The sequence below is a fragment of the Paraburkholderia sp. Ac-20336 genome, from assembly GCF_017105025.1.
Taxonomy (GTDB): Bacteria; Pseudomonadota; Gammaproteobacteria; order Burkholderiales; family Burkholderiaceae; genus Paraburkholderia.
Genome location: NZ_JAAGPS010000268.1, coordinates 1 through 2,304, shown reverse-complemented (window position 1 = coordinate 2,304; position 2,304 = coordinate 1). Strand labels below are relative to the sequence as shown.

Annotated in this window: 3 protein-coding genes; all 3 read right to left on the bottom strand. The window is 70.4% G+C overall.

The window, feature by feature from the left end; genetic code table 11:
- Positions 1-486: precorrin-6A/cobalt-precorrin-6A reductase (locus GXB81_RS30865; protein ID WP_205991195.1), on the bottom strand; the 486-nt coding region annotated here is incomplete at its 3' end.
- Positions 483-1,685, bottom strand: coding sequence for a cobalt-precorrin-5B (C(1))-methyltransferase (locus GXB81_RS30860; protein ID WP_167041780.1), 1,203 nt, complete (start codon positions 1,683-1,685; stop codon positions 483-485). The genes GXB81_RS30865 and GXB81_RS30860, both read right to left, overlap by 4 nt.
- The coding region (cbiT, locus tag GXB81_RS30855; RefSeq protein ID WP_205991194.1) for a precorrin-6Y C5,15-methyltransferase (decarboxylating) subunit CbiT at positions 1,685-2,304 on the bottom strand (620 nt) is incomplete at its 5' end. The genes cbiT and GXB81_RS30860, both read right to left, overlap by 1 nt.

The following is a 2,304-nucleotide window of genomic DNA, read 5'->3' as shown; positions in this document are numbered from 1 at the left end:
TAGACAGGTCGCCGTGTGCGGGTGCGAGGAGGGGAGGCGCACGGTGCAGAACGGACGCGGCGGAATTTCGTCGGGAAACGCGAGCGGATCGCGCACGAGAGGGAAGAGCGGCCGCGTGAACGGCGGGAGCGCCGAGGGCGGTCGGTGCCAGTGGCCGACGATGCGCCAGTCGTCGCCGGATGGCGGCTGCCACGCCGGACGGCGCAGCGCACAGCACGGCACGTGCGCCGCGCGGCTCGCCTGCGCCGCGTTGGCGCTGATTTGCGCCGCGTACGGATGGGTCGCGTCGATCACGAGCCCGATCCGTTCGCTTTCGAGGTAACGCGCGAGGCCGTCGGCACCGCCGAAACCGCCGACGCGCACCGCGCACTGCAAATCGTCGGGCACCTTGCCGAGACCCGCGAGACTGTACACGTGCGTGGGGCCGAGCCGGCGCGCGATCTTCAGCGCGTCGCCGGTGCCGCCGAGCAGCAGAACCCGCATCATCGCGCGGCTCCGACCAGCTTGCCCTGGCGATCGATCGCAAACGTCTCGACGCCGACCTGCGGCGGCACGATCTCACGCGCGACGGCCAACGCGCGCGCGCAGACGATATCGCCGAGCGGCACCTGCTGCGCATGCGCTAGCGCGAGCGCCTGCTGGCTCGTGTTGGCCGCGCGCATCGCGGCTTGCAGCGCGGCGTCGGCGCCATGCGCGGCGGCCCATGCCGCAAGCTGTTCGAGGTCGATGCTCGAATTACGGCTATGCAGATCGAGATGGCCCGCCGCGAGCTTGCTGAGCTTGCCGAAGCCGCCGCAGATGCTGAGCCGCTCGACCGGCGCGCGCTTCATATGCTTTAGCACCGCGCCCACGAAATCGCCCATTTCGATCAGCGCGATATCGGGCAGGCCGTAGTGCGCGCGCATCGCGTCCTCGCTCGCGTTGCCGGTGCAGGCGGCGAGATGCGTGTAGCCGTTCGCGCGCGCGACGTCGATGCCCTGATGGATCGACGCGATATACGCCGAGCACGAAAACGGCCGCACGATGCCGGTCGTACCGAGAATCGACAACCCGCCGAGAATGCCGAGGCGCGGGTTCATCGTTTTCAGCGCCAGTTCTTCGCCGCCCTCGACGCCGACCGTCACCTCGAAGCCGCCGCGGTACGCGTGCTGCGCGGCGAGTTCGCTCAGATGCCGCGTCATCATCTGGCGCGGCACCGGGTTGATCGCCGGTTCGCCGACCGGCAGCGTGAGCCCCGCGCGCGTGACCGTGCCGACGCCGGGCCCCGCGCGAAAAATCACACCGGGCTCGGGCACGAGGCGCACGCGCGCGAAGACGACCGCGCCGTGGGTCACGTCGGGATCGTCGCCGGCGTCCTTGATCGTGCCGGCTTCGGCGATCCGTCCGCTGTGCGGGCTTGCTTGCGGGTTTATTTGCACACCCGCTTGTTCATTGTCATGTTCGTTGCCATGCGTGCCCGTTAACCCGCTGTCCTGCGTCCCGCCCTCATCGCCCCGCGCCACGAACCGGCAAAACACGAGCCGCATCGGTACATGCTGGCCCTTCGGCAGCACGATCTCGGCGACCTCGCTGACCACGCCCGCAAGCAGCAACCGCGCCGCCGCGAGCGAGGTCGCCGTCGCGCAGCTACCGGTCGTGTAGCCGCTGCGCAGCGGCGCCGGCTGTTCGGGAGTCTCGTCGCGCATCACGAATCGGCCGACCGGTTATCCGGCGACGCATCGGCCGGCTTCGTCGCTTCGAGCAGCGTGATCGGCAACGCCTGGCGCCACGTGTCGAAACCGCCGAGCGGTTGCGCCTGCGCGAGCGCGATACGCGTGAGCGTGCCGCCATGCTGCTCGCGCCATGCGACGAGCGCCGCCTCGCCTTGCAGCGTGACCGCATTGGCGACGAGCCGGCCGCCGTTGCGCAGACTCGCCCAGCAGGTGTCGAGCACACCGGGCTCGCTCACGCCGCCGCCGATAAATACCGCATGCGGCGCGGGCAGCCCCTGCAACGCGGCGGGCGCGCGGCCGGCCACGAGTTGCAGCGCCGGCACGCCGAGCGCATCGCGATTCCGCTCGATAAAGCCCTGGCGCATCTCGTGCGCTTCGATCGCAATCGCGCCGCAGGCCGGATGCGCGCGCATCCACTCGATGCCGATCGAGCCGCTGCCCGCGCCGACGTCCCACAGCAATTCGCCGGGCGCCGGCGCGAGGCGCGCGAGCGTGATCGCGCGGATATCGCGCTTGGTCAACTGGCCGTCGTGAATGAATGCGTCGTCGGGCAGGCCGCCGCTCAGTGGCAGACGCGGCGCATGCGCGGACA